General features: G+C 35.1%; 21 protein-coding genes, 1 tRNA gene and 1 other RNA gene. 6 read left to right on the top strand and 17 right to left on the bottom strand.

What is annotated here, in order from left to right; all coding sequences use genetic code 11:
- The first annotated feature begins 200 nt into the window (after positions 1 to 200).
- Both mprF and A9G24_RS02375 read left to right on the top strand, forming a co-directional pair.
- Positions 201 to 2,804 (top strand): bifunctional lysylphosphatidylglycerol flippase/synthetase MprF, encoded by a 2,604-nt coding sequence (mprF, locus tag A9G24_RS02370; RefSeq protein ID WP_218056195.1) that lies wholly within the window; start codon positions 201 to 203, stop codon positions 2,802 to 2,804.
- Between the two features lies 1 nt (position 2,805).
- Complete coding sequence (locus A9G24_RS02375; RefSeq protein WP_081303049.1) at positions 2,806 to 4,098, top strand: virulence factor family protein; 1,293 nt, start codon at positions 2,806 to 2,808, stop codon at positions 4,096 to 4,098.
- 72 nt (positions 4,099 to 4,170) lie between these two features.
- Here the strand turns inward: A9G24_RS02375 and A9G24_RS02380 are convergent, their stop codons facing one another.
- Entirely contained in the window at positions 4,171 to 5,067 is an 897-nt protein-coding gene (locus A9G24_RS02380; RefSeq protein WP_065637602.1) for a DMT family transporter, read from the bottom strand.
- Positions 5,068 to 6,985: 1,918 nt separating this feature from the next.
- Here A9G24_RS02380 and ssrA point away from each other — a divergent pair.
- Positions 6,986 to 7,350: a transfer-messenger RNA gene (gene ssrA / locus A9G24_RS02385) on the top strand.
- A gap of 46 nt (positions 7,351 to 7,396) precedes the next feature.
- Here the strand turns inward: ssrA and A9G24_RS02390 are convergent.
- Entirely contained in the window at positions 7,397 to 7,630 is a 234-nt protein-coding gene (locus A9G24_RS02390; RefSeq protein WP_141673034.1) for a hypothetical protein, read from the bottom strand.
- Positions 7,631 to 7,928: 298 nt separating this feature from the next.
- Between A9G24_RS02390 and A9G24_RS13125 the strand changes: the two genes are divergently transcribed.
- A complete protein-coding gene (locus tag A9G24_RS13125; RefSeq protein ID WP_255307220.1) occupies positions 7,929 to 8,057 on the top strand; it encodes a hypothetical protein in 129 nt (42 codons plus the stop codon).
- 100 nt (positions 8,058 to 8,157) lie between these two features.
- Here the strand turns inward: A9G24_RS13125 and A9G24_RS02395 are convergent, their stop codons facing one another.
- The 3 genes from A9G24_RS02395 to A9G24_RS02405 form a co-directional block, all read right to left on the bottom strand.
- Positions 8,158 to 8,856, bottom strand: coding sequence for a hypothetical protein (locus A9G24_RS02395; RefSeq protein WP_065637604.1), 699 nt, complete (start codon positions 8,854 to 8,856; stop codon positions 8,158 to 8,160).
- Between the two features lie 326 nt (positions 8,857 to 9,182).
- Positions 9,183 to 9,857, bottom strand: coding sequence for a hypothetical protein (locus A9G24_RS02400; protein WP_065637605.1), 675 nt, complete (start codon positions 9,855 to 9,857; stop codon positions 9,183 to 9,185).
- Positions 9,858 to 9,891: 34 nt separating this feature from the next.
- The gene (locus tag A9G24_RS02405; protein ID WP_065637649.1) at positions 9,892 to 10,800 is read right to left on the bottom strand and encodes a DUF5655 domain-containing protein; all 909 of its coding nucleotides are present in this window, start codon (positions 10,798 to 10,800) and stop codon (positions 9,892 to 9,894) included.
- A gap of 416 nt (positions 10,801 to 11,216) precedes the next feature.
- Between A9G24_RS02405 and A9G24_RS02410 the strand changes: the two genes are divergently transcribed.
- Positions 11,217 to 11,786: a hypothetical protein gene (locus A9G24_RS02410; protein WP_065637606.1), complete on the top strand. Its 570-nt coding sequence runs from the start codon at positions 11,217 to 11,219 to the stop codon at positions 11,784 to 11,786.
- Positions 11,787 to 11,986: 200 nt separating this feature from the next.
- Here A9G24_RS02410 and A9G24_RS02415 read toward each other — a convergent pair whose 3' ends face one another.
- From A9G24_RS02415 to A9G24_RS02435, 5 genes are all read right to left on the bottom strand, one after another.
- The gene (locus A9G24_RS02415; protein WP_065637607.1) at positions 11,987 to 12,517 is read right to left on the bottom strand and encodes an STY0301 family protein; all 531 of its coding nucleotides are present in this window, start codon (positions 12,515 to 12,517) and stop codon (positions 11,987 to 11,989) included.
- A gap of 122 nt (positions 12,518 to 12,639) precedes the next feature.
- A complete protein-coding gene (locus A9G24_RS02420) occupies positions 12,640 to 13,167 on the bottom strand; it encodes an STY0301 family protein (protein ID WP_065637608.1) in 528 nt (175 codons plus the stop codon).
- A 597-nt stretch (positions 13,168 to 13,764) separates the two neighbouring features.
- Entirely contained in the window at positions 13,765 to 14,502 is a 738-nt protein-coding gene (locus A9G24_RS02425; protein ID WP_065637609.1) for a carbonic anhydrase, read from the bottom strand.
- Between the two features lie 394 nt (positions 14,503 to 14,896).
- Positions 14,897 to 16,309 carry a hypothetical protein gene (locus A9G24_RS02430; protein WP_141673035.1) on the bottom strand — a complete coding sequence of 471 codons (1,413 nt, stop codon included), beginning with the start codon at positions 16,307 to 16,309 and terminating at the stop codon, positions 14,897 to 14,899.
- A gap of 1,097 nt (positions 16,310 to 17,406) precedes the next feature.
- Positions 17,407 to 17,482 (bottom strand) — tRNA-Asn (locus A9G24_RS02435).
- Between the two features lie 148 nt (positions 17,483 to 17,630).
- On the opposite strand from A9G24_RS02435, the gene A9G24_RS02440 reads away from it, so the two are divergent.
- Entirely contained in the window at positions 17,631 to 18,206 is a 576-nt protein-coding gene (locus tag A9G24_RS02440) for a TIGR00730 family Rossman fold protein (protein ID WP_065637611.1), read from the top strand.
- 57 nt (positions 18,207 to 18,263) lie between these two features.
- Here A9G24_RS02440 and fruA read toward each other — a convergent pair whose 3' ends face one another.
- The 7 genes from fruA to A9G24_RS02475 form a co-directional block, all read right to left on the bottom strand.
- Positions 18,264 to 19,955, bottom strand: coding sequence for a PTS fructose transporter subunit IIBC (gene fruA, locus A9G24_RS02445; RefSeq protein WP_065637612.1), 1,692 nt, complete (start codon positions 19,953 to 19,955; stop codon positions 18,264 to 18,266).
- A 9-nt stretch (positions 19,956 to 19,964) separates the two neighbouring features.
- The gene (fruK, locus tag A9G24_RS02450; protein WP_065637613.1) at positions 19,965 to 20,900 is read right to left on the bottom strand and encodes a 1-phosphofructokinase; all 936 of its coding nucleotides are present in this window, start codon (positions 20,898 to 20,900) and stop codon (positions 19,965 to 19,967) included.
- On the bottom strand, positions 20,901 to 22,103 hold the full coding sequence (gene fruB / locus A9G24_RS02455; RefSeq protein ID WP_065637614.1) for a fused PTS fructose transporter subunit IIA/HPr protein: 1,203 nt from the start codon (positions 22,101 to 22,103) through the stop codon (positions 20,901 to 20,903).
- 225 nt (positions 22,104 to 22,328) lie between these two features.
- Positions 22,329 to 23,333 carry a catabolite repressor/activator gene (gene cra, locus A9G24_RS02460; protein ID WP_065637615.1) on the bottom strand — a complete coding sequence of 335 codons (1,005 nt, stop codon included), beginning with the start codon at positions 23,331 to 23,333 and terminating at the stop codon, positions 22,329 to 22,331.
- A 190-nt stretch (positions 23,334 to 23,523) separates the two neighbouring features.
- A complete protein-coding gene (locus A9G24_RS02465) occupies positions 23,524 to 24,279 on the bottom strand; it encodes an iron ABC transporter ATP-binding protein (protein ID WP_065637616.1) in 756 nt (251 codons plus the stop codon).
- Complete coding sequence (locus A9G24_RS02470) at positions 24,276 to 25,247, bottom strand: iron chelate uptake ABC transporter family permease subunit (protein WP_065637617.1); 972 nt, start codon at positions 25,245 to 25,247, stop codon at positions 24,276 to 24,278. Before A9G24_RS02470 ends, A9G24_RS02465 begins: the two co-directional genes overlap by 4 nt.
- Entirely contained in the window at positions 25,237 to 26,196 is a 960-nt protein-coding gene (locus A9G24_RS02475; protein WP_218056196.1) for an ABC transporter permease, read from the bottom strand. The genes A9G24_RS02470 and A9G24_RS02475 overlap by 11 nt, the downstream gene beginning before the upstream one ends.
- Positions 26,197 to 26,198: the final 2 nt, after the last annotated feature.

The raw sequence follows: 26,198 nt of genomic DNA on the forward strand, positions 1-26,198 counted from the left end.
CTATATCAGAAAGGAAAAATACATTTTATGGGAGCTTAACAAAGTGTACACAAAGCAAACAGATTGTTTTAATAATCAACGTGATGAAATTAATATTTTTTTTATATATTTTTTATTTTCTTTCGATTGTTTTCAGTAGATTGGAAAGGTAGAATGCGCAGATCTCAGGCATCATGAAAGCAAATTTTGGAGTTCACCTAGTGAAAACATTAGTACGCAATGTCTTGCCATGGCAGTTTATTGAACGCTTCACTCGATACCGCCAATGTTTCGCTTTACTGCTAGGGCTATCTATCTTTTTTATTGCATTAATGATTTGTTGGAATCTATTAAAAGAAATTAATCTGAGAGATTTAAAACAAGCCTTTCGAGATCTTCCAATTAACGCAATTTTATTTTCTTGCTTATCGGCTCTGGGTAGTTATTTTATGTTGATCTGTTATGAATGGTCAGCAGCCCGTTATGCGGGTGTCAAATTAAAACCATCAATACTAATTCTTGGCGCAATTTGTGCCTCTGCGATTGGTAATGCAATAGGTTTGTCTGTTTTATCTGGGGGAGCTGTGCGATGCCGCCTTTATTTTAAACAAGGCTTAACCGCCATAGATGTGGCCAGAATGTCACTTTTTGTGACGTTATCATTAGGTTGTTCATTACCTTTATTCGCAACAATTGCCGCTTTAATCCACACACAACAAACAATACTAGCGCTTCATATGTCAAAAAATGGCATATGGTTAACCGCAATATCGATATTTTGTGTTTATGCCTTAGTTTTTGTTTTTTTGTATCGACATCAATTACCCGAAAAACCCAATAAAGACACAAGGCTATTTCAACTATTCCGCTGGACAATTCGCTTACCAAGCATGCGCTTAGCAAGCTGTCAGCTTATTATCACGTTATTTGATGCTATTTTAGCTGGTGCTATTCTCTACTTTTTATTGCCAACACAGCCTAATTTCATCACTTTTATTATGGTTTACATTTTAGCCTTAGTTGCTGGCGTACTAAGCCATATTCCTGGAGGAGTCGGTGTTTTTGAAGCAATTATGTTAGCGGCATTATCATCAGAAATTGGCACAGCACCATTAACCGTTGCACTTGTTATTTATCGAATTATTTATATTTTAATCCCACTTATTCCCGCAGGGATCTTATTACTGGTTAATGAAGGCAAGCACTATTTAACTGCACCACAAGTTAAAGAGACCGAAACAGGCATTGCTGCGTTGGTTATGGCCTCTACCGTGTTTTTCGCAGGTGTTGTCATGATGTTTTCAAGCGTATTACCTGGTTTTAATCATGACTTAGTTAACACATTGATACCCAAAAAAGTGATCAACATTGCCCATTTAATTGCGAGTTTAATCGGTATTTTATGTTTATTGCTCGCAATGGGATTACGTCGTCGGCTCTTTTCGGCTTGGTGGGGTGCGGTCATATTATTATTAATAGGGAGTGTGCTTTCTTTATTACGGGGATTACATTGGATCGAAGCTACCGTATTATTAAGCATTGCCATCTTATTAATCAATTTTAGGCACTCTTTTTATCGAAAAAGCCGCTTGATAATCATTCCTTTTTCTTTTAAATTTTTTGCCATCTGTTTTGGTATGATCGCACTGTTTGTATGGGTGATTTTATTTATCTACCAAGATGTACCTTATAGTCATGCTTTATGGTGGCAATTTGAATTAGACAGCAAAGTGCCACGAGCATTACGTGCCGCCTTGGGCAGCTTTATTTTATTAAGTTGTGTGATGTTATTTTGGATTTTTCGCCCAGCATTACCTATTTTAACTAAACCCAACAAAGCACAGCTTAGCAAGGCTTACCAAATTATGCTAGATTCTAAACAGCCTGAAGGCGGGCTTGCTATGACTGGAGATAAGTCATTACTATTTAATGAGGCCGAAACCTCATTCATTATGTACGCAAGGCGTGGGCGAAGTATGATTGCGCTTTATGATCCCATTGGCGATAATGCTGATCGTGCTGATTTAATTTGGGCTTTTCGTGACCTTTGTGATCAACATAATCTTCGCCCTGTTTTTTATCAAGTCAAAGCAGCAAATTTACCTTTTTATATGGATATTGGTTTACATGCCGTTAAATTAGGCGAAGAAGCCTTAGTCAATTTAAAAATATTTGATTTGGCGTCAAAAGATTATAAAGATCTTCGCTATACTTGGAACCGCGGGCAACGTGATGGGCTTTCGCTAAAATTTTATCCACCAGGAACAGCACCGATCAATGAATTAAAAGCAGTCTCTGATGCATGGCTAAAAAACAAACATTCGAAAGAAAAAGGATTCTCATTAGGATCGTTTTCTAAACAATATTTGGATAATTTCACTATCGCGGCCATTACCTATGAAGATCGCATTATTGCTTTTGTCAATCTGTTAGAAACCAAGCAAAACCATTCAGCGAGTATTGATTTAATGCGAGTGGAGCAAGATATTCCTAAATTAACCATGGAATTTTTAATGGTTGGATTAATTTTACATTATCAAGAAAAAGGATATAAATATTTTAGCCTAGGCATGGTACCCCTTGCTGGCATGCAAAGGCGCCGCGGTGCTCCCATGATTCAAAGACTAGGTGCATTAGTTTTTCGCCGTGGTGGGCGTTTTTATAATTTCCAAGGTCTACGTCGCTTTAAAGAGAAGTTTGCAACACATTGGGAACCCCGTTATATGGCGGTGCCTGCTGGACTGGATCCGTTAGTTGCAATCATTGACACAACCATGCTTATTTCAGGCGGCATAACGGGTCTAAAAAAGAATAAGAATCCATAATATGAAAAAAATCATACGTTGTATTTTATTTTTAATTATCATGCTCCTCATAACCTTGCTGGGCTTGGTTGGTTGGTATCTGAGAAAAAACCAAAGCAGTGCATCAGTAAACGTCATCACTATCAACAATGATCTGTCTATTATATCGGCAAGTCCTAAACAAACTGCTGAAGCAGCTGCTGTGATTGTAGCCACCAAAGATAATCATTTTACAGAACAACAACTATTAAACTTATCAGAAAAAACGGGCGCAAAACTGGTTCAGTTTGAATTAAAGCCACAGGCAAGCTGTGCCGAACAAAAAAATCGGTTTAAACAAGCCGTAAAAGTATTAGACGAGTCCAATTTTGCTGTCGCAGGTATGCAAGAAGGGGCAGCTTTTGCATACCGTTGGTTAGCCGAACAACAAAGTGATGATGCTAAAGCGCTATCAATTGAATTCACTCTCGATCATAAAGATTGTGATGATCCGCTACCAACACAAGCAAACCACGGAACATGGCAAGTAATTTGGAATAATCCTCCCGAAGAAGAAGTGGCTGTATTTCCTCGTGAGCAAAAAAAAATCGCTGTTACAACGGCAATTGGAGAATATCAGGCTTCGCCAGTTGAACTACTGAGTATACACCTTGCGTCGATTTTATTTGGCAAACATGAACAGCTACCCGTTATTGAATTACCCGCAACTAGCAAAGAAGTTCACCCTAATACGGTTACGCTTTATTATTCGGGTGATGGTGGCTGGCGTGATTTAGATAAGGTATCAGCCGAGTATATGGCTTCCCACGGTTATTCGGTAGTGGGGGTTGATGCATTAAAACTATTTTGGCAACATCGTTCGGTTGAACGTAGTGCAAAAGATCTTGCTTACTTAATGCAACAATATCGTGAAAAATGGGGAACAACCCGTTTTGTGCTTGCTGGGTATTCATTTGGCGGAGATATATTACCTGCACTTTACAACCGTTTATCAAGCGCAGATCAAAATAGCGTTCAAGCCATTGTGATGATCGCATTTTCAAAAAATGCTAATTTTGAAATTGAAATCAGTGGTTGGCTTGGTCAATCGGGTAACGAAATGAAAACAGCTCCAGAAGTCAATAACATTCCTGCCAGCAAACTATTTTGTATTTATGGTGAAGAAGAAATAGATGATACTGGATGCTTACAACCAGAAATGAAAGGAGAAACATTTAAATTACCCGGTGGACACCATTTCGATGAAAATTATGAACATTTGGGTAAAGTTATCATGGATGCCATTGATAAAAAAATGCAGCCATTCGATTCGTAATACCAAAATGTTTTAAAAAATGATCAAACAGGCGCTAATGCGCCTGTTCATATTCAATTTAGCAAAAACGGCTTATTTTCTTTTTACGCTGATTTTGCCTTCTGATAATAACACGCCACAAAGCGTAAACAATGTCCCAATAGCGGCAATCCAAGTAAACGGCTCATGCAAAATCACAACGGCAGCGATAATAGTAAGAATCGGAACCAAATATAAATAAATACTAATTTTAACTGCTCCTACTAATTTAACGGCATAATTCCAAGATGCAAAGCAAATTGCCGAAGCGCCAACACCCAAAAACAAAAAATTACAAAGGTTAACAGTATTGGTAAAACGTGATAAATCCCATTGAAAGTCAAAGAATGGCAATACAGGAAGCATCAACATCAAACCATAAAAAAAGAATCTTCTTGTTAATAAAATTGTATTGTAACCATAATTGCTACTCTTTTTTACTAAAATTGAATAACAAGCCCAAAACAAACAAGCTAACATAGTCAGCAGATCACCAAGGGGATTTAGCGAAAGCACAAACTGCCCATTAAAACTAATTAATCCAACGCCTACAATTGCAAATAAACACCCAATATAAAAGCGTTTAGGTGGTGTTTCGGCCTTCAAAAAGAATATCGATAATATTGCAGTAAATATTGGTGCTAACGTGGTAATCACTCCAACATTAGACGCCGTTGTATAAGTTAATGCAATATTTTCACACAAAAAGTAACAAGTTACCCCACAAAGCCCGACGCATAAAAACATACACTCTTGCTTAACGCCCTGCCAAGCCAAAAAACGTGGCGATAATATCCAAAGAGTTAGATAACCAAGTCCAAATCGAAAAAACAAGATCTCAACCGGTTTAAAATCAATTAATAATATCTTAGTTGCGATAAATGTTGTTCCCCAAAGAAACACTGTCATTAAGGCAATTAAGTGTCCTTGTGTCCTGCTTGAAAATAACATAATAATTCTCTCTGCTCACATAACGATTTCGCAAGCCAAGCACAGCTTATTGCCTAATCTATTATTAAAAATAATGATACTCAAAATAGTTTTAAACAATTTTTTGTAAAAGCTTGATAACGAATAAAAAGCGCTATTTAAATAACCAAAATTTTAGCCATACTATCTTTCTGCCTATATAAGCGCAAATGATTTCTAGCAAAAATAATAAAAAAACTAGCGCCAACGGTTAATAATAAATAGAGGATTTAATAAATTGCTTTAGAGGGGAAAAGATAAGACAAAAAAAATCCACTCGAATATTCGAGTGGAAGGCAAAAAATGAAAAACGTAATCTGTTAATATAGACAGATTAAACGGCAAAAAGTTCAATTTAATTTCATATATTTTTTATATATTTAAGCAAAAACAACTAACAATTTGATTTTAAATACAAATTATTTTTTTAAATATTTAAAAATAGTTATAAATATTATAAAACTTGCTCATTCACATTAATCAAAATACAAAATGATCAGACTGTCATATACCTAATTTGTAAAAAACGTGGTTATGCCACATCACCATAAAAATCCCTATGCTTTCAACTTGCCTATTCATTTATTAGCTGGCAGGTTTTGTGAATATTTGATTGATACCATGGTTATTACACGATCTAATAAATACTGCAAAGTCGCAATGGATCACGAAACGGTATAGAATCCTGAATATTTTTTACAAAAAATATAACCTGAAAAGCAAACATCACATCTTCACTAAAGCCCTTATCGCTTTCAGTTTGCCTATTCATTTATTAGCAGGCAGGTTTTGTGAATGTTTGATTGATACCATGGTTATTACGCGATCTAATAAATACTGCAAAGTCGCAATGGATCACGAAACGGTATAGAATCCTGAATATTTTTTACAAAAAAATATAACCTGAAAAGCAAACATCATATCTTCATTAAAGCCCTTATCGCTTTCAGCTTGCCCATTCATTTGTTAGCAGGCAGGTTTTATGGATGTTTGATTAATACCATGGTTATTACGCGATCTAATAAATAAATACTGCAAAGTCGCAATGGATCACGAAACGGTATAGAATCCTGAATATTTTTTACAAAAAAATATAACCTGAAAAGCAAACATCACATCTTCATTAAAGCCCTTATCGCTTTCAGCTTGCCTATTCATTTGTTAGCAGGCGGGTTTTGTGAATGTTTGATTGATACCATGGTTATTACACGATCTAATAAATAGAGACTGCAAATTCTCAAATAACCGCGAAACGGTATAGAATCCTGAATATTTTTTACAAAAAAATATAACCTGAAAAGCAAATATCACATCTTCATTAAAGCCCTTATCGCTTTCAGCTTGCCCATTCATTTATTAGCAGGCAGTTTTTGTGAATGTTTGATTGATACCATGGTTATTACACGATCTAATAAATAGAGACTGCAAATTCTCAAATAACCGCGAAACGGTATAGAATCCTGAATATTTTTTACAAAAATATAGCTTGAAATCAGGCTTTTTTAGCACGTTATATATGGTCAAACGTCTGAAACATTGTAGCGGTGATTTTTCTTTATGATATCAACGCCATATCGCCTATCTGTGATTTGGCATTAGTTTTGTTTTTTTATATCTATTTATAACTTATAACATTCGTTTCTCAAATTACAGTAAATAACGCGATTAATTCCGAAACCTAATTTAACTGTTACAAACTTTATTTTTATACTGAAACACATAGTTACCTGAAACTTTTTTACAAAATTAAAATGGGTAAATTTTGATTAAATAGCAAGCCTAAAACGATCGCGATATACTCCGCTCAAAAATCGGGCTAACTCAGTTCTTGCCTAACTTGTATTCCATCTTGAATTCACCTATAATGCCCTGATATTGTGCTTAGGTACAATTCACAATTGGGGCTGATTCTGGATTCGACGGGATTTGCGAAACCCAAGGTGCATGCCGAGGTGCGGTAGGCCTCGTAAATAAACCGCAAAAAAATAGTCGCAAACGACGAAAACTACGCACTAGCAGCTTAATAACCTGTATAGAGCCTTCTCTCCCTAGCCTCCTCTCGTAGGACGGGGATCAAGAGGAGTCAAACCCAAACGAGATCGTGTGGAAGCCTTGCTTGGGGCGGAAGCATTAAATTTAATCAAGCTAGTTTATCAGTGGCGTGTTTGTTCGCAGCGGGTAGATGAAATTCAAAAACAAACTACGCATGTAGTACCGAGGATGTAGAGATTTCGGACGCGGGTTCAACTCCCGCCAGCTCCACCACTTAGTCCTTTGTCATCCGCATTAAGTTAAATTTATAAATAAATTTTTACTTAACATACAATTCAGATGTATCTAATTTAAATTCATCATAAATATCAAGTTTTTTCATAATATGCGCTAAAACTTGATTAATAGTTCGCATTCCAACTAATAACTCATCCATATAAATATCTGGATGTAATCGCGATGAATTGTAACCTAAGCTTTCCTTTTCTGCTTTACAGCCCAATTCATCGTTTGAATCATAAACTAAATTAAGAAGTTCTGCCCTCAATGGCATACCAGCCTTAAATGCATTTTCTTTCACGAAATTCAACCAATTAACATAATCATTATTAACTTGATACTTAAACATTTTGATATTTATTGGGAAAAAGCATATCTCTACTGAACAAATGAAAGCCCCAAAAGCCCACAATGTGCGCTTATCCAATGAAACTTTAAGGTTATTAGCACAAAAACTACTAGGGAGTAATAGTGAATATGTGTCTCCTAACCGTATTAAACATAATGAACCACTTAATCCCCAAAAAACTAACGCCGCAAGCGTATAGGCTACGGAGGTCAGCTAGTAGCACATGGCTTACGCTCTATCGCTATTACCATCAATGAACGAAGCCAAATTTAAACCCGATATGATTGAAGTAGTATTAGCACATAACAATAAAAACAAAGTAAGACTAGCCTATAACGCTCAACTTATATAGCGCAATTCAAAGAATTAATGATTTGGCGTGGGAAAAACGGGTTTATAAAAATTAGATATGAGCGTTAATAAAGCCCCTATATAGGGCTATTTATTCATAATTATACTTTTTTTTTCAAAAATTCTAGCTGTTTTTCACTTAAAATAACTTGCTCTTTTGATAGGTAATCAGTATTTGTTTCAATTATAGTTACTTTTTGTGTACTACCATTTTTATATGAGATCCTAACTAAGCGAGAAAATGCACCTTGATTAATCCATAAATCCTCATAAGTATTAATTCTCGCTTCATAGAAAAAGCAAAACTTTAATTTTCGTTGTTTATTATAACTTTTACTTGGCAAATAGTTTATTAGGGTTACATAAACATAGGGTAAGAGTTGAGGATTAAGATTTGTATATTCGTAAATATTGAGTTTTTTTGCTTCATTAAGAATTGACAAAAACTCTGAAAAGTCAAAGAATGGAACAATTTCTTTCAACCTTTCCCAAATTTTACCTATATTTTCTTTAGCAAAATTAAGGTTTTTTTGTCGTATTTCTGCGTTTTGTTTTGTTATTGGCAAGTTACCGTAGGATCTTTTATTTGCTTCTTTTGTTGGGCAATAATATTCATCATTGTGATAAAAATGCCCATCATCCTTTTGTTTTCCTGCTCTGACTTTCAGATGCCTTTCACAAACAGGACAGCGAGCACCTGGCGCATCATTAGGTTTTTGAAAATTATGATCTAATGCAAATTTTAGGTATTCCGTATAAGAAATTAGCTTATTATTATATGGATGTAATGCACTAAACATTTTATTCTCCTTGTTATATTAAGCTCTTTTAAATTCTGAAATGGCAACATATATTCAATCAAAAAATTAAGAGCTGTCTGTTTTTTAAACTCAACTGTAGGCAAGTAGCCTAACGACGAATATAACTCTGTTATTATTATACCAATATGCATATGCAGAAAAAGAATGTTATAACTCCATAGCCGAGATGAGGAATTGACCTTTATAAACTCCGTTTAATCGTTTTAAATGTCGCTTCCACCACCGCTATAGGTAAATAACGATAAAAAAGAGCTTAATCCTATTAAGTCATTTTGTTATATCGACTTATTTATTAATAGCTAAGTTTATTTCTCTGCTTCAACAATATTAAATACAGGTGGAATTGTTAACTTAATCGAATAACATTGCGCATTGTTTTTTCTAATATAAACAACGTCCTTATATTTTTCCCCACAGTCAGAAACAGGGTAAGCATCAGCGATAATACAATAATCCCTCAACAAATCTTCTGCATAAGATAATGGCATAATTAGGCTAAACATACCTATCATCACAAATCGAGCAAAGCAAAATTCAAGTGATTGTGTATTTCTCTGATACTTAGAGGTAAAAAAACTAAGAAAGCCCCACCAATAAGATTTTATTTCATAAGAAACAAAATAATATAGAAAAATTAAGATAATACCAAGATACAATGCAACTAACGTCGCATATATACTAACTGAGTAATTTAAATACTCCGGATGGATGCCATAAATATAGCTTAATGACTTTTCAGCATAAATGCGGGAAAAAAAGAATAATACACCAAAACCAAGTAATATCCATTTTTTTATACGAGATAGTAATCGTTTATAATGCGTAACAATATAAATAGTAGTAGGGATATAAAAAATAACTTCAGCAATAAAATAATATTGATTAAATATAAAATAAAGTATTATAAAACAAAAAAATATACATAATGGTGTGTTCAAAAATCGGTTTTTATTTAAATAAGTACTTATATTCTTCCACATAGTATTTTTTATTCCTAATATAGAGTTCTGCTTCTCACAACATCTGTTTTACCAAACTCATAATATATTCTAAGTTTTTGGTATCAGATACAGTTAACTCATAATCACCAGTTGCCCAATGACCAACATTTGAAACGTCTTTTGTTAACTTTTTAGGATCATCAAGATTGCCTCTTTTGGCATTAATCCAGATTTTTAATGATTTATTTTGTAAATGAATGGATACGATATTATTTTTGCCTTGTTTAAAAGCAACATAAAGTTTTTTAGGTGAGATGTCCAGCTCTGTCGATAAAGCTAAAATCGCATTTTTAAAGCTTTCGTAAAGTTCAAGTACATCATCAGATTTATTATTTAAATGGTAATCTTCATCATATACAACAAATCCTTTAGTCACTTTATCTAATACGGAATCTTTTGTATGTTGTACTTGCTTAATACTTGGTGCTGACTTAGAACGTTTGATCGGGTTAATCAAAATTAAGTCGTTATCAAACCGTTTAATTTCCCACAGTTCTATCGCTAAATCTTTAAAGTTCGTCGACTGTTTTTGGTAGTCAGTAAAGGAAGGAGAAACAAAAATAATTTTACTTTGTGACCAGTCAATTTGATTACGTTTTAAATTCTCTTGACAAGATTCATTATACTCGACAATAAAATCAGCCTGATAATCAAGCATAAGATTTAAATAGGTCACTCCCTGATCGATAACACTAAAATTACGTTCACGTTTATATTCAATAATGACAAATGCATTCGCTTCGGTATCATAAGCTAAGGTGTCAATACGGTAATCTTTAATTTTAAATTCAGATTTTACAAAGGTTAAATTACCAATAATATCTAAATTATGCTCAAATAATGATTGGATCTCTTTTTCTAGTCTGAATGGTTTTTCTTTTAAAATAGTTAATTTTTGACTTTTATTCGAGAAGATTTGCATCCTTATTCCCTGATTAACGGTATCATTTTTCATAGAATAAACGATTTCATATTTTTTTGCATTACGCATAAAAACAAAAGTATTATAAATATTAGCTCATTGGCACATGAATTTGACTACGAAAAAATTAAAATATTCTTATTTTTTAATCAATTCAACATAAAATAATTCAACTCCCGCCAACACCACCACTTCAATATTCAGTAAGATTCTTTAAAACCACAAAAGCACACAAAACCAAGCAATAACATGCCTCAAAGACTGTTCTATTATTCTATAATCATCTGTAAGATGTATTATAAAACCAAATGTTTAGTTATACTATAAACAGCACAGTTTTAAGACTGCTGTTAAGATAGCATTTCATTGCTTTTCAAATATGTTAAAATGCAAATAAATTAGGATAAGGAAATAATATGATAACAATTAATATGTTAACTCAGAATCAAAAGCTATCTGATTTTGAAGATGTCATCGCGTTCTTTGATAAGATTTATGAGTGTATCCCTTGCGAATCAGAGCTAAGCACAAAACTGGATCGAAATGCTTTCTATGCTTTTGTTGTCATTCATACCATTAGTCATTGGCAAAGTGATGGTTGGTGTAATCTTTTATGGAATTATGCTACAGCAAAATATGTTGTACCGGCAATGAAAGCAGTAAATTTACTGCAAATTGCAGATGCTTTTGAACAAGTAGAACAAACTTATCCCTTTTCCTATTCAGAATGTGAAAATGAGAAAGAATTATGTAGTTTAGGCAATTTTATTGAAAACCCACGGCAAAAGCGCAAATACATTTCGTCAGAAAGGTTGCTAGCCATGTCAGATGAACAACGTCAAACCTATTCAAAAAATTTTCTCGCTAAATTGCAAATATTAGATGAGTTGGTTACACCTTTATGGGATTATCAAGCACCCGAACAAGAAATTTGGCAACCTGTCATTGATTTTATAAATCAACATATAGAGAAACAATCTATATAACGATTTAACCAAACCAGATTTTCATTATTTATATCACTTGCTCCAATATGGTTATAAGTGTGATAAAGGACTATATAAAACGCCAATCTCCGACAAAAGTAAAAGGCAGTCACAAACGACTACCTTTTACTGTCTTTATTGAGGTATAACCTTTGTGGGAAATGTGAACATATCCCCGAAATATCCAAACTAATATTAATTTATTTTGCTTTTTCAGTACTACACACTAATTTAGCAAGTGTTCCTTGATGCTGATCTTGGGTGTCAACTGCCCAACAAGTTTTCAGTGATGTATCAATAGGCTTTGTCAATTGTACTTCGTTATTGTAGTTATAATTACAGCTAGCCCAAAAGCTCAGTTGATTATTAGTATCATCACTGCTCTCTAACAACCAAACTGCCTTATATTTTTTCCCATTTATCGTTGCGGGCTTGGGTTTTATTCGTTTTGCTGAGTCAGTTGATTTTCCTGAATATACTTCCACTTGATTTAGTCGAATAAGAGAACTGGTGTGAGCGATATCTTCTGGCAAGATTAAACCATTAATTTTATTCATATCATAGCCTTTTTCAGACACTTCCCAGCCTTCAGGCACAACTTGTAGTTCAGGTTTAGCATATTTTATTTTTACCGATTCGGGACAAACTATCTCTTGATTTGCATTAGCTGAACGGCAAAGACTCCCCCCCATTACGACAATTGCTGCTAGACTTAAAATTTTACCTTTCATGTTTGCTATTCCTTCTTAATCTTATAAAAAAGCAATGATTTCTAATAGTTAATATCGTTTTATTAAGTTAAATGCATTAGGCTATTAACTATCCAAAGCAAGGCTATTTTTGCTATCTAACTTTATCCGATGTTAGAGCTTAAACTAACTTTATTTTCACGTTTAGAGTATGATTGTGGACCTTCATATATTTTTTTATCGCAATTTAGTTTTACTTTCGTATTATCTTTTGCATCTTTTGAAGTGATTACCCAGCAGGTTTTCATGGTCGGATCGATGTGTTTTATCAGGCGAACCCGATTACGTGAATAAGAACAATTAAACCAATAACCAGTATCATTGGGTGTATCATAACGGGTATCAACACTCCATGAATCCTTATATTTTTTACCTTTAATGGTAATTGTAAAGGGTATCATCTGTCCTAAATTCACTGGTTTACCATGGTATACTTCACCACTATCAACTCGCAAAAACAGATTTTTTTGTTCGGATATTTGCCATCCTTCAGGTAATGTTTCTAATTCGGTGGGGATAGCGTTTACCTGAACCGAATCAGGGCAAGTTATCTCATAAATTGCATTAGCTGAAAGGGGCAGACAAGCTCCAGCTAATAATATTATGGCAATACTAAAAATTTTTCCTTTCATGTTAACTATCCCTTTTTAATTATAAAAAACACAATTTTTATTGTTGAATAATATAACCTTTTTTAAAATATAAGTCATTAATCACTTATATTAGGTGATCGATTGTGGATTAAATACATTATTACAAACCTAACTTGTTTTGTAATTCGTGCTGGGTTATGTATTGCTGTTTATTTGTGGGCGCAATTGCTCTTGAGCTGGAGAAACTTTTCTTTGATGATTTAACCTTAATTTGCCGATAATCATGCTTTTATTCCTCAAATAATATAACAATAGTTGGGTCAATTAGTTTAACCTATCCACTCGTATTTATAGAATATGAGTGTTGACTATCAAGACACTAAAGCACTAAAAATAAGATAAAGATAAAAAACACCTGAACATAAAATCAATAAAGCAGCCCTGATTATATGAATTTTCATGTTTTGACAGGATATTAATATTATTTGATGATAGCGCAAAATTTTTATACGGTATGCGTATCATGTTTAATTACGAAAAATCATTAAAAAATACATTATATATTTTAGTGTGTTATAAATGATAAGTGCACTAATTATTGGCTCTATTCGCTTTCACCGATAGAGCCAAAAAGTATTAATTAACTATCACACGACCATTTAAAGGCTGAATTGGACGGTTGTTATCATGATGTATGATTGAGTGGAATTTTTCAATTTGTTTGGCAGATGCGCTACTTTCTTGTTCTAAAATAATCCATCTCACACCTTCCGTACAAGGCGGTGTTGTTAGTGAGCCGCTAAAGCGGTAAAAATCTAATCTATTTGGCAATAATGCCTTAATATTAACCGACTGACTTAATGTCGCAGTGTTTCCTACTTGTGTCGGAATATGTTTCCAAGCTTTAGCTAATTCGGGGTTAGATTTTCCCCTATTAAACATAAGACCAACAACCGTTAAGTCACCATTGTCATTTTTATAAACAAAGTGAGCTTCCATCGGAAAGGGTTTACTTTTAATCATATTTTCGCTTGGTGCATGAAAATGGAATTGTTGTAACGTAAAGATTTCATTATCAATTTCTAAGGTATTACCTTCGTTAACATTGATTTGAATGGTATGACCGTTGTTGATGATTTCTTGCTTGCTGGGTTTAAACACCAGTTTAAGTTTATCATGATGGGTTTTTAGTGCATGTTCAATATTGATCGGCGATTGATTTTTGCCGTTTTCACAGGTTGAAAATTCAGGTGAAAGTTTTCCCCAATTTTCGGGTTTAAATTCGCCTTCATAATCCCAATGCGGAGCAGGCTCTACAGCAGCACAAGATAAACTGGTTGCCATTAAGGCTGCAATAATTACATTAAATTTCATGTTGATTTTACGTTAGAAAGTTGTTTATTGGAGACCAAATTATACGCCACAAAAAACCACCTTACTACAATCACACATCATCACTTTTTGATATTTTTATAAAAAAATCGTTTGACATTTATACAAAAAAACCAGCTAAAAAATAGCTGTTTTTTTGGTACTAATTTTACTCAATTTTTATTATGATAATGTCTAATTGTTTATGTTGAGTAACTCTTCACAGCTTAGGCATCGTCAGTCGGGGAAGTATTTTTCTTGACTTTCCGTCATTAAAGTACAAGTTTGCTAGATACCCCGCTCAGCGCCTCGGCTTATGCGGGCTTGGTTCTTTGATGGTTTGTCCTTGGTTAGCTTCATAAACCTAACTGCGACCTACAGGATTCAGTGATAAATGCTAAGGCGTGACACAAACAACTGGACTGGTTTGTTTTTCCGACACATTCTCATTCTTTCCCCCAATTATTGTTGCATTATAAGCATCCACTACGAATTTTCCAATTGTCCAGGATTCTATCTCTTTTGCATCTGGGTAATCAATCATGTTGCCCCATTCCGCCAATAATCCAGCTCCTATTTGACGCTGATAATAATTGCCACTTGATGATGGTTTGCCTCCAACAGCACCCTGACAACGACTTCCTAACAAACCAGAACAGACAGCGTTAGTTAGCTCATTTACCTGTGGCAAACGATAACCTAAATCACGACACCAAGTTTCTGCTTTAGAATAAGTTCTGTAATTTACAATTCCTCCATTGACAAACCATTTCTGTAATATAAACCCATATTTCACTACTGCATTACCACGACTATCTCTACCCACTAACTCAAATGTCTGCGGCAAATTTGGCTTAGTAATTGCACTAGGATGAGGATTGTTCCATTGGCTCTTTGCCTCTGGACCTTTTAGCGTAACACGCGTTACTGGTACTGAATGATCGGATATCCAATAATCGTTTGCATTTGGTAACGCCCTTGTTACAGTAGCGGTTATTCCCCCATGCGTAACGGGTAACCACGTTAGTTGACTGGCATCAACTCCACCTATATCTAAGTCAAAATATACACCATCAATTCCTGCGGTTGGAAAGTTTCGTCCGTATTGCGATGGCGTGACTGAGCGCGTAAGGAAACCTTTATCCGGATTCCAGACAGTAGCCGGACCAGTATGGTCAACAAAAATGCCGTGTATCCAAGTTTCAACTGAGCTCTTTAAAGCTGGTCTTGCAAAGCAAATAAATGGTGATGATTTTGGGTTGATATAATATGTTGCTGTGTCACCAGTGAAAGTACTACTATTAGGAACGCCGTAACGGGTACTTAAACTACCCTCTTCGCTACTTATTACCACTTTATAAGGCGCATTACATATCATTAATACTTCACTACGATTCACTGTTTTACCATTCTTATCTGTAATACTAACCGCTAAATTCCCTGTTGCGGTTATCTCTCCTGCTTCCTGCCCATCGCCATCATCATCGCCCCAATAATTATAGTTTGTTACTAACTCATTTAAACTTACAGAATTAGTTGATGGCGGGACTAACATTTGAATATCAGCAAAGCTTTGACCCACTGCAGGTAACTCAATTGGATTTGCGGGTGATGAACTATTGGTTGTAGGGGTGAATTCTCGACCATCCGATAATTTAATACCTAATAACTCCGTTGTTGTGGTCACTTTGGTTTTACCACCATCAAACGTTAAATACGGCGCACTACCTTGAATCACTTGGCTAGTATGTACCGTTAATGCTTGCGAACCTTGCGAATACGGCAATAACAATACTGGCGCTAATGCCAACGGGATTTTTTTAAATAATTTGGTGGATAATTTTGATGATATAAACGAGCGAAGTGTAAAAAACCGGCTAATGCAATTGTTGGATAAACTTAAGACATAGGTTTGCCATGTCTGTTGTCTGTTGTCTGTTGTCTGTTGTCTGTTGTCTGTTGTCTGTTGTCTGTTGTCTGTTGTCTGTTGTCTGTTGTCTGTTGTCCAAGATTATACTGCATAACATCCCACCTTACAAATAAAATATTGTTTTATTTATTTTTTATGATTATTAGCCTGTAAAAAAGCTAATTTAATTTTTACCGTTAAAATTATAATGTTAAAAAAAAGCTTGGCTAGTTTTTTTGGTGATTTTTTGTAAAGGAATGTAAAAAAAACATATTAAGCTTTGGAGAAAGCTTTAAGGGATTGAAATTTTTTTTTGATTTTTGTAAAAAACAACAAGGTAAAAACATAATAAAATCAATACGCACCTGACTGTTTTTATAGTTTTCGGGTTTGGGTGACAGTATTTGACTATAATTTGTGTGATTGGGTTTCGGACATGTTGAGCTTTTTGTAGTGGAACCAATAGCAACAGTGACAACGGTCGAGTTAGGAAATTAGCAAACTCCTTAACACCCCACACTTTGGCTACAGAATGCGACCGACTTATATTTACTCGTATCAACCTGATACTCGTCTTTTGATGTCATATTCACTTTGCTCAGGTGTTCAAATTTATTCCAAACAAAGCCCTGATCCTCGCCAAACATCCATATTTGCTATGCTAAGCTCGCTTAGTTGTCGACGCATTCTAGCACAGTGAAAGGGTAGCCATATTGACCTTACAATATTAAGGGAATGTTTTTTTACTATAAAAACCTTTCATTTATCAAGTTGATTTTACTTAATATTTAAAAATAACTACAATGATAATATTCAATCCAATTGTGATCATTTAAATTTCTTTTAGCAACCCATTAATTTGATAAGAAGATTAAAAAATTAAATACATATCCAAAAAAACGTGGTTTTAAGCGTATTTGTTGTAACAACGAAATAAATAAGTGGGTATTTTAAGATAAAAAAAACCTGCTATAAACAGGCTATAGGGATTCGGAAATTGGCTCCTCCAACAGGACTTGAACCTGTGACATACGGATTAACAGTCCGCCGTTCTACCGACTGAACTATGGAGGAACACTTAACACGCAGAATATTAACTATTTATAATGACAATGTCAATCTCTAAAACACTAAACAAAATCAACTGCTCAGCTTGTAAGCAAATTCTATGATTACTGTGTTAAAATAATAGGTAAGTGATATAAAAGGTAGAATAAAATTGATGAAAAAAAATATTTGTGTTTTTTGTGGTGCAAGCGATGGTAGTCGCCTAGAATATCGGACTTATGCTGAACAATTAGGTAAAATATTAGCTGAGCAAAACAGGCGTTTAATCTATGGTGGTGGTAATAAAGGCTTAATGGGTATTATTGCTAACGCAGTCTTAGCTCATGGAGGCGAGGTAATTGGCATCATTCCTGAGCGTTTAGTCAAAGCCGAAACAGCTCACCATGGTATCACTCGTTTAGAAGTGGTGGATAATATGCATCAGCGCAAAGCAAGACTTTCTGAGCTTGCCGATGGCTTTATTGCAATGCCGGGCGGAACAGGTACACTAGAAGAAATTTTTGAAGTCTGGACGGGTATGCAAATCGGTTATCACGAAAAGCCGGTGGCTTTATTTAATCCAGCTGAATTTTGGCAACCTATGCTCAATTTTTTACAACATGCTGTGAATGAAGGGTTTGTTCGAGATAGTTTTTATAAAACATTAATCGTTTCGGAAGATCCACAATCGATATTACAACAAATAGATCACTTTATTCCTAAAGATTTACAGCGTTGGGTAAAAAAATAATGTATTGATGATAAAAAACGCCATCTTTTGATGGCGCTTTTATTTATATGATTAAAATTAAGCGGCAGTTGCAGCTTCTGACTCTGGTTGTTTAATAAATGCATAAGCCACACCAGCAATAACAGAACCTGTCACAATAGATAACAAGTAGCCAACTACAGGTTTAACCACGCCAGGAATCGCTAAGGCAAATAACCCACCATGTGGCGTCATTAATGTTGAGCCAAAGGCTAACGCCATGCCACCAGTAATTGCCCCACCAATAATACAACATGGGATAACACGTAATGGATCACGAGCAGCAAATGGAATTGCTCCTTCGGAGATAAAGCATAAACCTAATACCAATGAAGCTTTACCACTTTCTTGTTCAGTTTTAGCAAATTTTTTGCTCGCAATAAGTGTTGCTAAGCCCATTGCTAAAGGTGGAACCATACCACCAGCCATAACCGCTGCCATTGGTGCATAAACTTGTGCTGAAATTAAACCTGTACCAAATGCGTAAGCAACTTTATTAATTGGCCCACCCATATCAGTACACATCATTCCGCCTAAAATAGCCCCCAATATAACCGCATTCGCCGTACCCATTGAATTTAACCATACTGTTACAACGTTCATTAACCATGCAATCGGAGTACCAACAATAAATTGCATCACAAGACCTGTAATAAGCGTTGCAAATAGTGGTACGATTAGTATCGGTTTTAATGCCTCTAGCGTTTTTGGTAATGGTAAATATTTTGTGATTAATAGCGCCAAATAACCAGCAAAATAACCAATAATAATCCCACCTAAAAAGCCTGCACCAGTTGATACCGCAAGTAAACCACCCACAAGCCCCGGTGCAAGCCCAGGTCTATCAGCAATAGAATAAGCAATATAACCTGAAAGCAATGGCACCATAAGTGAGAAAGCAAGCCCTCCAATTTGAGCTAAATGTGGTTCACCTATTAATTTTTGCACCCCATCAACCATTTCAAATGAACCAAAAGCAAATGAAAGCGCAATAATCAAACCACCGGCAACCACCATTGGTAACATGTAAGATACGCCGGTTAATAGATGTTGATAAACACCTTTTTTATCATTGCTTGATTCAGTTTTTGCAGCGTTGGCTGGCTGATAAACCGTTGCTTCTTCAAATGCTTTATCAAATTCTTGTGCTGTTTTTTTCAAGGCTGGGCCTGTTTTAGTGCGATAAAGTTTTTTACCTACAAATTTGCTTAAGTCGACATCGATATCACAAGCAGCGATAACCACATCAGCCGAAGCAACCTCTTCTGGAGTGAGTTCGTTACCTACACCAACTGAACCACGAGTTTCAACTTTACACCACCAACCCCGTTTTTTGGCTTCTTCTTCAATGGCTTCTGCCGCCATAAAAGTATGAGCAACGCCTGTTGGACAAGCCGTAACAGCAACAATACGTTTTACACCATGACTTGGCGTTGCTGTTGGTGCCTCCTCGGCAGATTGTTCATAAACACCCGCTTTACTTTGTGCATCAGTTAAAATCTGTTTTGGATTAGCAAAAAGTTGATTTAAGTCTTCAACGACATACACTTTTTTGCCAACCACAGATTTATCACTTATGGTTCCCGAACCGACAGCAACAATAACGTCTGCCGATACAGCAGTGTCAACCATGTTTAAATTTAAGGCATTTGCCGCTAAAGCTAATTCTGCTTTAGCTAAACGTCCATTAACTGGACCTGCATGACTACCTTCAATAATATATATATTCATGAATACTCCTTATGCAGCAATTATTTCAATTTTTTCTAGCATATTATTTACAGCTTGGCGCTCAGCGATGCCAACACCAGCCTGTCCAACCGATAGAGCCGCAACACTTGATGCAAAGACTAAAGTGTCTTTAATTGATTGCTCAGTGATTAAACCATACATTAAACCAGCGACCATTGAATCGCCAGCACCCACAGTACTAACTACTTGGCATTTAGGTGGTTTTGCTAACCATGCTTCATTTTTAGTGACCCATAATGCACCTTTACTTCCAAGCGAAATGATGACATTGTCAACGCCGCCATTAACTAACTCCATAGCAGCCTTTTTTACATCATCCAATGTCGATAATTTACGACCTATCCACATTTCGAGCTCTTTATCATTTGGTTTGATTAACCATGGTTTTGCTTTTAATCCTGCGACCAATGCATCTCGACTACTATCGAATACAATTTTTGGACAAATCGCTTTAACTTGTTCCATCCAATTTGTAAATTTATCAAGTGATACTCCAGCAGGTAAGCTACCGCTAATAGCAACCATATCAATGTCTTTTAACCATTCAAGAGAATTTTTTACAAAGCTTTGCCAGTCTTGCTCACTAATAGTAAAGCCCGAAAAGTTGAGATCTGTTACTTCACTATTTTCTTCGGTCAATTTAACATTAATACGTGTACGCCCCGCAATTGTTTCGAATTTATCAACCACATTTAATGATTTAAATAATAAATTAAAGCCATCACGATTTTCTTTACCTAAAAACCCACCGACAGTGAGTTGAACGTCTAAATCAGACAAAACCTTAGCCACATTGATGCCTTTGCCAGCAGCAAGTAACGCATTGGTTTGGACTAAATTAACATCACCAAGCTCCACTTTTGGGCAAAAACCTAAAAGATCATAAGCAGGATTTAAGGTGATTGTTGCAATACGATAAGTCATTTAAACATCCTCACCTAGACCGCTTTCAATCGCTTTACCAATAGCATCAAGTGCTTGAGCCGCATCATCGCCAACCGCTGTAAATTTTAATCGACTGCCTTTTTTAGCACCCAATGCAACAATTTTCATTAAACTCGTTGCACTCACTGGCTCGCCTTTGCCATCTAAATTAGCAACAGTTACTTTACTGTTAAATTCTTTAACGAGTTTGACTAAAACGGATGATGGGCGAGTATGTAAACCATTCTCATTAGGAATAATAAATTCACGACTTAATGATTCATTATTTGATTCGGTAATAGCCGACTCATTTGGAGAGGTTGATTGAATTTCTGATTCATCAGATCCTACAGTCTGAGAACCAGATAACAGAAGATTGATAAGCCCATCAATATTTGCTGATAATAGTAACGCTAATTTTTGATTAAAAGCTAAAGTAGCAATGTTATTTATAATTTCAGAAACAGAATCATCAACGACTGACATAGTAATAAGTAACTTAACAGGCTTACCATCTTCATTGAGATTACTAGTGGTACGGCTGATCGCCACCGCATTTTTTAAATTACCTTCTTTGCTATCATTTAACCAAACACCCTCGCCTAGGTAAGTTGGTTTATTATCTAATACATCAGCAATAAAACTTGCATTGACTGCATTTTGCTGTTTTAAACGTGATGCATTTAATGCTTGTAGTGTTGATAAACTATCCGCAGAGATATCCAATAACAATGCAGATTCATTTACAGTAAATTGACTATCTTCTGGACTTGTTTTGCCGGTTAAAATAGCTATTGCTTCGTCGGCCGATTGAATTTTTTTGATTCGTTCCTCTACCCCATCAGCGCCAAGCACATGAGTAAGTTGACGAAGTAATTCTAAATGCTCATCAGAGCTTGCTGCAATACCAATTGCAAGATAGGCCTTTTCACCATCATCCCCCCATTCAACACCATTAGGAAAACAAAATACTTGCACCCCTGTTTTTTTCACCAAATGACGAGTTTTAGTGGTGCCATGAGGAATAGCAAGGCCGATACCTAAATACGTCGCTGCTTGAGATTCTCGTTCAAGCATGCCATCAACATAACCATCTTCAACATATCCTGCTTGGGTTAATGCCGATGCAACTTTCTTTATTGCTTCTGTTTTATTTGTAGCTTGCTCATTTAAATGAATGTTTTCTTTAACTAAATGAAACATATAATAAATACCTCTGGGTTAAAATGTTGGGTCGACTAAAATGACTCAGCAAATATAAATCCTTGAATTAACATTATTGAATCGTTTCAGCAATAATGAATAAATTAATATTAATTATCAAATAAATTATTTCTATTGATCAATAATTTGTGATCTGGATCTTATTTTTTATTTAAAATTTAAACTGTTTTAGAGCCAATATAGCGTTTGGTGTCTATCAATATCTTAACGGCTTAAGCTACCTCGATAGATCAATCGCCTCGGAATTATTGTCGTACCTGATTGATAATTCTCGTTATGCAGATAGTTTAAAAACAGTTTTATTGTTACATTGGCAACTTCTTTGTGATCTTGTGAAAGCGATATGACTTTACATGGCAAAAAGTCTAATAACTCATTATCACCAAAGGTAGCAATCGTTAAAGCTTCGGGTAGATGTCCAAATTTTCTTAAAATTGCATCAATACTTCCTTGTAATAAAGAAAAAGAAGTCGTAAAAATGCCATTAGGCATTTCATGGTTTTCTAACCATTGACTAAAGGCAAAATCAGCATCTTGACGACTATAGTTATTTGCATATAAAAAATCAATTTGACTACAATTATTAAGTTGAATATCTTTAAAACCATCTAAACGAAGTTGACTAACCGATAAGTTGGGCAAAGCCCCAATATAAACTACCGAATCTTCTACAAAGTTATTAAATGCTTGAGCCAGTAATTTAGAATCTTGTTTATCGGCACCTACAATATTTCTAAATTTAGATATGGATAATATTCTATCAAGTGCAAATAATGGAATCTTTTCGTTTTGCCAGTCATCATAAAAAATATAATCCTGAACAGAAACGAATGATGATGAAATAATCAAAGCATCTACCCTGCGTTGCTGTAGATGTTTAACGCACTCTTTTTCGATTTGTGGATTGTCTTCGGAACACGCGAGTAATAATTGATACCCCTCTTTTCTTACTAGTTGTTCTAAATAATTGGCAATGCGGGTGTAACTATTGTTTTCTAAATCAGGAATAATAAAACCGATAGTACGGGTTTTACCAGCTCTAAGCCCTGCTGCTACGGCATTAGGTTGGTAATTATGCGCTTTTACCACCGACATGACTTTTTCAACTGTTTTGTCACTCACGCGGTACTTTTTGGCTTTTCCATTGATCACATAACTCGCTGTTGTTGTTGAGACACCAGCCAAAAGAGCGATTTGTTCTAATTTCATAACACCATCCCAACTAAATATAGTTAGTTATTTAACCTGAATCAAAATAATTTGTAAATATTGATTATCATGACTACTCAATAAGTTAGCTGTATTTTACGTTTTATACAAAAAGCCTAAAGATAAAAATGACTAATCAAAAAAATAGGATTTAGTTAGATCTTACCAAAAATGATAAGTTCATTAATCATTAGTAATAAATAGCAATATTTTGATCATGGACATTTTCAATTTTAACGGGGGTATCAAATATATCTTCTAAAATAGTCGAATTCATAATTTGTTGTGGGCTGCCTTGGTATATTAGCTCGCCATTTTTCATGGCTAAAATGTAATCTGAATATACAGATGCAAAGTTGATATCATGAATAACAATCACAATGGTTTTACCCAGTTCATCAGCAGCACGGCGTAATTGTTTCATCATAGTGACAGCATGTTTCATATCGAGATTATTGAGTGGTTCATCAAGTAATACATATTCAGTATCTTGGCAAAGTACCATGGCAACATAAGCACGTTGCCGTTGTCCACCAGATAATTCATCTAAAAAGCGCTCTTTATATTCAGTAAGATCTAAAAAATCAAGTGCACGATGAATATGGTTATAATCATCAGCATTTAAGCGCCCTTTGGTATAAGGGTAACGCCCAAACCCGACTAACTCAAAAACAGTTAATCTACTGGTAAAACGGTTTTCCTGTCTTAATACAGATAAATAGGTAGCAAGCTTATCACTTGGTGTATTAACTACATCCATATTTTGAATTTTGACTTGCCCTTCGTCAGCGAATAAAAGTCGACTGATAATCGATAGTAACGTCGATTTACCCGCTCCATTTGGACCAATAATGGCAGTGATCCCACCTTGTGAAATTGTCGCATTGACATTTTTTAGCACAGGTACTGTTTGATATTTTTTACTAATATTATCAATTTTTATCACTTCGAAACCTTTTTTAATAATAAGAAGATAAACAAAGAACCACCAATAAATTCAATGACAATGGATAATGCACCAACCATATTTAATACTCGCTCTAAGAACATTTGCCCACCAACAAGAAAAATAATACCTAATAAAAAAGCAGTAGGAAGTAAAAAACGATGTTGACTTGATCCACTAATACTATAAGCTAAATTAGCAATTAAAAGACCTAAAAAAGTAAACGGTCCAACTAATGCTGTTGATATCGATACCAAAACAGAGACTAGCAACAAAATAATAGTGATATTTTTTTGGTAATCGATACCTAAATTTATTGCATTATCACGCCCCAAAGCTAGCACATCAAATTTAAATCGCATTTGCCATAAAAATAGACCAATAATGGCGGCAATCATTAATGAAAAGATGATCAATACAGGCTCTGCGCGTGTAAATGTCGCAAAAATACGACTTTGTAATACAGCAAATTCAGACGGCGTCATTAAACGCTGTAATAGATTAGAAAAACTACGGAATAATGTACCTAAAATGATGCCGATTAATAACACCAAATGTAAGTTTTGTTTGAGCTTGGTAAACAAACCTCGATACAAAAATAGAGAAAATAAAATTAATAAAAGTGATTCAAATACAAATTTGCCAATAGTACCGATATAAGGAATGCCTTGTGTATCAATGCAAAAGATCACAACAGTTTGAATGAGCACAAACAGAGATTCAAATCCCATAATCGAAGGGGTTAAGATTCGATTGTTGGTAACCGTTTGAAAAAGTAATGTCGACGTCGCAGCCGAAAAAGCAACTAGGATCATAGTTAGCACAATCCATGTGCGATGGATCAAAATATAACTGATATTGCCCTTAAGACCAAAGGTCATAAAGCAAGTTACGCAAATTAGCGCCATAATAAACAATAAAAATACTCTTTTTTGGCATAAACAATGGCGTTTTTGATTAACTAACATGACGTTTTCGACTCAACAATATTAAAAAAATAATAGCGCCAACTACGCCAAGAATCACACTAACCGGAATCTCAAATGGATAGCGAATAACGCGCCCAATGATGTCGCAAATTAAAACTAATCCACTACCAAACAAACAGATCCATGGAATGGTTTTACGGACGTTATCACCAAATAATAAACTAACAATATTTGGTACAATCAATCCTAAAAATGGTAAAACACCCACCACTACAACCACAATACCACCAATTAATGCAATAACAATAAGTCCTGTCAACATAACAAGTCGATAATTAAGCCCCACATTAATGGAAAAATCTCGACCCAAACCAGCTACAGTAAATTGATCTGCACTCCAACAAGCGAGTAATGTCAACCCACCCACCAACCATAATAATTCGTAGCGACCTTGTAAAACTCCAGAAAAATCACCCGATTCCCAACCACCAAGTGATTGTAACAAATCAAAATACATGGCAAAAAAAGTTGTAATTGCGCTAATAACCGCTCCTAACATAATACCAATAAGTGGTACCATCAAAGCGGATTTAAAAATGACTTTTCGAGAAATTACCATAAAAATCATTGTACCAAGCATGGCAAATAAGCTGGCAACGACCATTTTAGTCATAACACTTGCGCCAGGCGCTAAAACCATCATCACTAATAAGCCAAGACTAGCCGATTGAGTAGTGCCAACCAACGAGGGTTCAACAAATCGATTTTGTGTTAACAGTTGCATAATTAAACCAGCAACACTCATAGCACTACCGGCTAGTAATAAAGCAGCAGTTCTAGGTACACGACTTACAAAAAAAATCTCGCGCATGTTACTATCAGACCATAGTTCCAATAGCGTCACATGCCCAGCGCCAATAAATAAACTTATTGCAGTCATTATCAATAAAATGAAAATGCCTGCAATAATATAAAAGGACTTAATCATGT

It is taken from the genome of Gilliamella sp. App6-5, assembly GCF_001690525.1.
Taxonomy (GTDB): Bacteria; Pseudomonadota; Gammaproteobacteria; order Enterobacterales; family Orbaceae; genus Gilliamella; species Gilliamella apicola_H.

Excerpts from the sequence above, each read along its gene's own strand:
- cra (WP_065637615.1), bottom strand. The coding sequence starts at position 23,333 with ATGAAATTAGAACAAATCGCTCTTTTGGCTGGTGTCTCAACAACAACA.
- fruA (WP_065637612.1), bottom strand. The coding sequence starts at position 19,955 with ATGAATATATATATTATTGAAGGTAGTCATGCAGGTCCAGTTAATGGA.
- fruK (WP_065637613.1), bottom strand. The coding sequence starts at position 20,900 with ATGACTTATCGTATTGCAACAATCACCTTAAATCCTGCTTATGATCTT.
- A9G24_RS02415 (WP_065637607.1), bottom strand. The coding sequence starts at position 12,517 with ATGAAAGGTAAAATTTTAAGTCTAGCAGCAATTGTCGTAATGGGGGGG.
- A9G24_RS02375 (WP_081303049.1), top strand. The coding sequence starts at position 2,806 with ATGAAAAAAATCATACGTTGTATTTTATTTTTAATTATCATGCTCCTC.
- A9G24_RS02405 (WP_065637649.1), bottom strand. The coding sequence starts at position 10,800 with ATGCAAATCTTCTCGAATAAAAGTCAAAAATTAACTATTTTAAAAGAA.
- A9G24_RS02380 (WP_065637602.1), bottom strand. The coding sequence starts at position 5,067 with ATGTTATTTTCAAGCAGGACACAAGGACACTTAATTGCCTTAATGACA.
- A9G24_RS02425 (WP_065637609.1), bottom strand. The coding sequence starts at position 14,502 with ATGAAATTTAATGTAATTATTGCAGCCTTAATGGCAACCAGTTTATCT.
- A9G24_RS02475 (WP_218056196.1), bottom strand. The coding sequence starts at position 26,196 with ATGATTAAGTCCTTTTATATTATTGCAGGCATTTTCATTTTATTGATA.
- fruB (WP_065637614.1), bottom strand. The coding sequence starts at position 22,103 with ATGTTTCATTTAGTTAAAGAAAACATTCATTTAAATGAGCAAGCTACA.
- A9G24_RS13125 (WP_255307220.1), top strand. The coding sequence starts at position 7,929 with ATGGCTTACGCTCTATCGCTATTACCATCAATGAACGAAGCCAAATTT.
- A9G24_RS02420 (WP_065637608.1), bottom strand. The coding sequence starts at position 13,167 with ATGAAAGGAAAAATTTTTAGTATTGCCATAATATTATTAGCTGGAGCT.
- A9G24_RS02440 (WP_065637611.1), top strand. The coding sequence starts at position 17,631 with ATGAAAAAAAATATTTGTGTTTTTTGTGGTGCAAGCGATGGTAGTCGC.
- A9G24_RS02390 (WP_141673034.1), bottom strand. The coding sequence starts at position 7,630 with ATGCCATTGAGGGCAGAACTTCTTAATTTAGTTTATGATTCAAACGAT.
- A9G24_RS02395 (WP_065637604.1), bottom strand. The coding sequence starts at position 8,856 with ATGTTTAGTGCATTACATCCATATAATAATAAGCTAATTTCTTATACG.
- A9G24_RS02410 (WP_065637606.1), top strand. The coding sequence starts at position 11,217 with ATGATAACAATTAATATGTTAACTCAGAATCAAAAGCTATCTGATTTT.
- A9G24_RS02470 (WP_065637617.1), bottom strand. The coding sequence starts at position 25,247 with ATGTTAGTTAATCAAAAACGCCATTGTTTATGCCAAAAAAGAGTATTT.
- A9G24_RS02400 (WP_065637605.1), bottom strand. The coding sequence starts at position 9,857 with ATGTGGAAGAATATAAGTACTTATTTAAATAAAAACCGATTTTTGAAC.